The organism is Streptomyces sp. SID14478, from assembly GCF_010548525.1.
Taxonomy (GTDB): domain Bacteria; phylum Actinomycetota; class Actinomycetes; order Streptomycetales; family Streptomycetaceae; genus Streptomyces.
In genome coordinates this window covers 1-6,100 of record NZ_JAAGMG010000082.1, presented here as the reverse complement: position 1 = coordinate 6,100, position 6,100 = coordinate 1, and the positions used below count along the sequence as shown (strand labels likewise).

At 73.3% G+C, this 6,100-nt stretch carries 3 protein-coding genes and 1 pseudogene; 2 read left to right on the top strand and 2 right to left on the bottom strand.

Annotated elements, in window-relative coordinates:
* Nucleotides 1-71 precede the first annotated feature (71 nt).
* Nucleotides 72-377: a CU044_2847 family protein gene (locus G3I40_RS02905; RefSeq protein ID WP_343244802.1), complete on the bottom strand. Its 306-nt coding sequence runs from the start codon at nt 375-377 to the stop codon at nt 72-74.
* A gap of 224 nt (nt 378-601) precedes the next feature.
* Here G3I40_RS02905 and G3I40_RS02900 point away from each other — a divergent pair, with 224 nt between their 5' ends.
* Both G3I40_RS02900 and G3I40_RS02895 read left to right on the top strand, forming a co-directional pair.
* Complete coding sequence (locus tag G3I40_RS02900; protein ID WP_164300566.1) at nt 602-4,270, top strand: S8 family serine peptidase; 3,669 nt, start codon at nt 602-604, stop codon at nt 4,268-4,270.
* A gap of 382 nt (nt 4,271-4,652) precedes the next feature.
* The gene (locus tag G3I40_RS02895) at nt 4,653-5,489 is read left to right on the top strand and encodes an LLM class flavin-dependent oxidoreductase (RefSeq protein WP_164300565.1); all 837 of its coding nucleotides are present in this window, start codon (nt 4,653-4,655) and stop codon (nt 5,487-5,489) included.
* Nucleotides 5,490-5,756: 267 nt separating this feature from the next.
* Here the strand turns inward: G3I40_RS02895 and G3I40_RS02890 are convergent.
* Nucleotides 5,757-6,100, bottom strand: a pseudogene (locus G3I40_RS02890) (acetyl-CoA carboxylase); the annotation flags it as partial.

Below are 6,100 nucleotides of genomic sequence, written 5' to 3'. Positions count from 1 at the left end.
GCGCGGCGTCACCAGGAAACCGGCGCCGAGCTGCGCGCCGCTCTCCACCCGCACCTGCCACTTCGCCGTGCTCATGGACGGGACGCGTCCGCCTGGTCGGCCCCCGGCGCCCACGACAGCCGGACCACCAGATGCCCCTCGGCCGCCCCCTTGGTGATGACGGCCCCCGCCTCCGCGGAGAGCTTCACGCCGAACTCGATCTCGACGCCGTCGGGCGCGAGCGTGCCGTCGCGCAGCACGCGCAACGCCGACTCGGCGGCCGTGCGCACCGAATCCAGCGCCGACTCGAAGGTCTGTGTCGCCCGGAGCGGGCCGCCGCCGCGGGCCACCAGCCGGGCGCCGCGCGCCTCGTCCTCGCCCGCCGCCTCGAACAGCACCGGCGTGTCCCCGCCGGCCGTGTACTGCACCAAACCGTCCGTGCTCACTTCGACGCCCCCGTACGTTCCGTCGTGCCTGGGGCCATTGTGGCGGGCGGTGGCGGGAACGCGCCAGGGCAGCTTCCCGCCAGCGCCCGTCAACTTCCCCGCAACATATGGCCCTTGAGACTCTTCCCAGCACTCGGATCCCACCCCCGGTCCGAGGCCGACGAAGAGAGGCGACGATGACCAGAGGACCTGCCGTCAGACGCGGCGCGGCCCTGCTGTCGGCCGGCATCGCGTTCGCGCTGCTGCCCGGCGGCGGTGCACAGGCCGCCCCCGCCCCCGCACCGAAATCGGCGAAGGCACCGGCCGCCGCGCACACCGTGACCCTGGTGACCGGCGACAAGGTGACCGTGACGGAACTCGGCGGCGGCAAGAGGACCGTCACCGTCGACCGCGCGAGAGGCGCGACGGGCGCCGTGCGCACCCAGGTGTCGCACGGCGACGTCCACGTCGTGCCCGACGAGGCCCGGCCCTACCTCGCCGCCGGGACGCTCGACGCCCGCCTGTTCGACGTCAGCGAGCTGATACGGCAGGGCCTCGCGGACGGCACGGCCGACGCGACGCCCCTCATCGTGACCTACGGCGGCAAGGCGCGCGGCGCCCGCGCCGTCCCGAAGGGCGCCGCGCGCACCCGCACGCTCGACAGCATCGGCGGCGCCGCCGTCGACGCCCGCAAGGGGCGGACCTTCTGGGAAGCCGCCACGGCCGGGCGCGGCAGTTACGCCGACGGCGTCGCCAAGGTGTGGCTCGACGGGCGGGTCAAGGCCGACATGGCCGCCAGCAACGAGCAGATCGGCACCCCGAAGGCCTGGGAGTCCGGGCTCACCGGCAAGGGTGTGAAGGTCGCCGTCCTCGACACCGGGTACGACGCCTCCCACCCCGACCTCGCCTCCCGCGTCTCCGCGTCGAAGTCCTTCATCGAGGGCGAGGAGGTCGCCGACCGCAACGGGCACGGCACCCACGTCACCTCGATCGTCGGCGGCTCCGGCGCCGCCTCCGACGGCAAGGAGAAGGGCGTCGCCCCGGACGCCGACCTCGCCGTCGGCAAGGTCCTCAGCAACGAGGGCTCCGGCAGCGAGTCGCAGATCATCGCCGGCATGGAGTGGGCCGCCAAGGACGTCAAGGCCAAGGTCGTCTCCATGAGCCTCGGCTCGCAGGAGGCCGGCGACGGCACCGACCCGATGGCCGCCGCCGTCAACTCCCTCTCCCAGGAGACCGGCGCGCTGTTCGTCATCGCCGCGGGGAACGTCGGCGCGCCCACGTCCATCGGCTCGCCCGGCGCCGCCGACGCCGCGCTGACCGTCGGCGCCGTCGACGCCGCCGACCAGGCCGCCTACTTCACCAGCCAGGGCCCGCGCCTCGGCGACAACGCCCTCAAGCCCGACGTCTCCGCGCCGGGCGTCGACATCCTGGCCGCACGCTCCTCACTGGTCCCCGGCGACGGCGCGTACACCGAGATGAGCGGTACGTCGATGGCGACACCGCACGTCGCCGGCGTCGCGGCGCTGCTCGCCCAGGAACACCCCGACTGGACCGGCGCGCAGCTCAAGGACGCGCTGATGTCCACCAGCAAGGAACTCGACGCCTCCGCCTACGCGTTGGGCGCAGGGCGGGTCAGCGTGCCGGACGCCGTCGGCACGCAGGTCACCGCGACCGGCAGCGCCGACCTCGGCTACTACAAGTGGCCCTACGAGGAGAACAAGCCGGTGACGAAGACCGTCACCTACACCAACTCCTCCGACGCCGCCGTGCAGTTGAGCCTCGCCGTGCAGGGCGGCGCCGAGGGCGTCGCCACCCTCGCCGACACCAGCCTGACCGTCCCGGCGCACGGCACCGCCGCCACCACCGTCACCGGCGACGGAGCCGAGGCGCCCGTCGGCAACACCAGCGGGCAGATCGTCGCCACCGCGGACGGCAAGACCGTCGCGCACACGGTGTTCGGCCTGGTGAAGGAGGAGGAGCGGTACACGCTGACCGTCCACGTGAAGGACCGGTCCGGCGCGCCGACCGCCGCGTACCTCGGGGTGCAGCAACTCACCGCGGACACCGACCCGTTCCCCGCCACCGTCGGCGACTCCGGCACGCTGCAGCTGCGCCTCAAGCCGGGCTCGTACTACCTGGAGTCCTTCCTGGACGTGCGCGGCAGCCACGGCAAGGACTCGCTCGGCCTCGGCTACCTCGCCGACCCCGAGGTCGAGCTGGACCGGGACCGTGACATCACCCTGGACGGGCGCCGGTTGAAGGAGATCACCGCGGACGTCGGACGCACCACCGAGACGCGGCAGCTCGTCATGGAGGCCGACCGCAAGGCGGGCGGCGCCGCGTACCAGAGCGCCGTCCAGGTGCCCCTCACGTACGACAGCGTCTTCGCCGCTCCCACCCCCGAGGTGACCGACGGCAGCTTCGAGTACCGCACGGTGTGGCGCCTGGGCAAGCCGCTGCTCCAGGTCGACGGGGTGCGCGAGGCCACCGTGGGGGCGGGCGGCACGTTGATCGAGGGGCGCAGCAGGCTCCGCGTCGTCGACGCGGGGAACGGCGCGCCCGCCGACTACAGCGGCAAGGACGTCCGCGGCAAAGCCGTCCTGGTGCGCCGCGGCGACGCGCTCGCCCCGGCCGAACTCGCCCAGGCCGCGCAGGACGCGGGCGTCGCGGCGCTGTTCGTGACGGACGACGAGGCGGGACGGCTGAGCGCCTGGTTCGGCCCCGAGGACGGCACCGACCGGCCGCTGCAGATCGCGACCGTCGACGCGGCGGGCGGCGCCGCCCTCGCCGCGCTCGCCAAGGCGGGCCGGACCCTGTCCATGACCGGGACGCGGTACACGCCGTGGGTGTACGACGTCACCGACGAGCACAAGGGAGGCGTGCCGAGGGGCGACCTCGCCTACGAGCCCGGCAGACGTGATCTCGCCGTCCTGGACACGAAGTTCCACGCGGTGAAGCCGCAGGACGGCGGCGAGTTCCGCTACTCGATCACCGACACCTTCCCGGTCGGCCTCGGCTTCCTGGAGCAGGTCGCCTACCCGGCCGAGCGCACCGACTACGTCTCCACGGGCGCCGGGCAGACCTGGCACGAGTCCGTGCAGACCGGCCCGACGGACCTGGAGCAGCGCAGCGGACTCGTCACCTACAAGGGCGGTACGCACAAGGAGCTGGACTGGTTCAAGCCGGTCTGGCACCCGTGGCTGGGCAGCGGACTCGGCTGGGGGCAGCAGCGCTCCGGCTCCACCCTGCAGTTCAACACGCCCGGCTGGGGCGACTCGGGACCCGACCACACCGGCTTCGGCGACGCCTACAACAGCGAGACGAACGGCATCGACCAGTACACCTCGGTCTCCGTCGACGGGGTGCAGGTCGACCACGCCAAGAGCTCCGGTGCCTACGTGTGGGACGCCGACCCGGCCGAGCACACGTACACGGTCGCCACGGACACCACGCTCGACCCCGCGCGCTGGGAGCTGTCGACCAAGGGCCACGCCGAATGGACCTTCAAGTCGGCCGCGACGCCGGAGGACAGGTGGACGTACCTGCCGCTGATCAACCTCGGCTTCGACGTCGACACCGACCTCGCGGGCGACGTCCGCGGCGGCTCGCGCGTCCCGATCGGCCTGTACGCCCAGTACGTGAAGGACGCGTCCGGCACCGGCACCATCGGCGGCGGCACGCTGGAGGTCTCCTACGACGACGGCGCGACCTGGAAGCCCGTGCACCTCGACGGGCACGGCGCCTCCTGGAAGGGCGGCCTGAGCGTGCCGCGCTCCGCCGCGTACCTCTCGCTGCGGGCGACGGCCAAGGACGACAAGGGCGGTTCCGTCACCCAGGAGATCATCCGGGCGGTGGGCGTCAAGTAGCCCCCTGAGCAGGGCAAGCAACGGCCGGGCCCGGCGCGGAGCGACTCCGCGCCGGGCCCGGCATGTCAAGGCGTGAGACGCCGTCGTCCGCGATGCGGTCCCCGGGTTGTGGTGGCGACGGCGGCCCGGAAAGGATGCGGGCATGGCCCCCGTACTCGTCTCGCGTCGACACGTGGATCTGCTGCGTGTCGCGACGATGCTCTGTCGGGCTTTCCCGCGTCGCCGTACGGCCGGCTGCTGACACGCGTCCGCGCAGCATCCCGTAGCGGCACCCTCTTCCCGAAGTCCTCCTGAGGCTTCCTTCTTGACGCCGCTGTGCGCCCCCGCGTCCCGGGCGCCGCCGCCTTCCCCCCCGCCCGACCGTCGTAGGCCCGAGGTGCCCATGCCCCAGAACCACCCGTTGCTGCACTGGTTCCTGCCCGTCGCGGAGGGCCGGGACGACACCGGCCGGCCGGTGCGGATCGCGCGCGCCGCCGAACAGGCGGGCTTCGCCTCGCTGTTCACCCCGGTGGGACGCGGCCGCTTCGACCCCTGGCAGCGGGCCTCCGTGCTCGCCGGGCACACCGAGCGCATCGGGTTCCTGGTCGGCGTCCGGGCCGGGGCGGTGAGCCCGACGGTGCTGGCCGGGCAGGCGGACGCCTTCCGCCGGTTCACCGGCGGGCGGCTGCGGCTGAACCTCGTCACCGGCGGCGAGGACGGTGAACTGCCGGGCGAGTCGGTCCACTTGGCGCACGACCAGCGCTACGGGCGCACCGACGAGGTCGCGGCCGTGCTGCGTGCCCTGCTCGACGGGCGGCGCGTCGACTTCCAGGGCCAGCACGTCCAGGTCGAGGGGGCGCGCCTCGCCGCACCGGCCGTCGAGCACGACGTGCCGCTCTACATCGGCGGCACCTCGGGCGCCGCCGAGAACCTCGCCGCGCGCCGCGCCGACGTCCATCTGCTGCGCGGCGAAGAGGGCGAGCCCCCGTCCGCGCTGGCCGCCCGCGTCGCCCGGCTGCGCGACCGCAATCCGAGCCTGCGCTTCGCCCTGCGGCTGCACCTCGGCGAGCGCTGTCGCCCCGCGCGACAGATCTGTGACTACGCACAGTCGGGCATCGACGAGTTCGTGCTCTCGGGGCGCCCGGACCCCGACGAGATCCTGCGCGTCGGCGAGGAGGTCCGGGAGGAAACGCAGCGGCGCCGCCTCCCCGTGGGACCGGGGGAGACGGCGCCGCTGTGACAGGTGGTGTTACACCAGCCAGCCGACGAAGTGGACGATGCCGGCGAGGATGTCGGTGAGCAGGTTCATGGTGAGACGTTCTCCTTGCGATCTTGCATGTGTGTGGGACCAACACCCCGGCCCCGTATGGGACATGGACCGGGTGCGCGTCAACTACGGTCTGCAGCCCGTTGCTTGCGCACCGTAAGCATCGTTGGTCACCCGTGCCTCATGCAATTTCTGGCGCGACGATCACCTGTTCGCGGGAACAACTGCTCCCTTGTTCGTTTATTCGGTTGTCCGGGGCGCGGGGCGTGCGATGCCGCGTACGACCCCCAGCTCGACCAAGTCCTGCGGGCGAACGCGCAGTTGGTCGGCGGTCTGCTCGGTCCGCTCCGGCGGGCGCTTGAGGATCGCGGCGGCCAGTTCGGGGGCGATCACCGAGAAGTACGCGTCCGGGGTCACCCAGGTGTCGCCGGGCGCGGCCAGGGCGAGCGCGCCGCCCGAGCCGCCCTCGCCGATCACCAGGGTGGTCACCGGTACCGGCGACCCGGCCACCGCGAGGAACAGGTCGGCGATCGCCGCGCCCGCGCCCGCCCGCTCCGCCGCCGCGTCGTTCGCGGCCCCCGGGG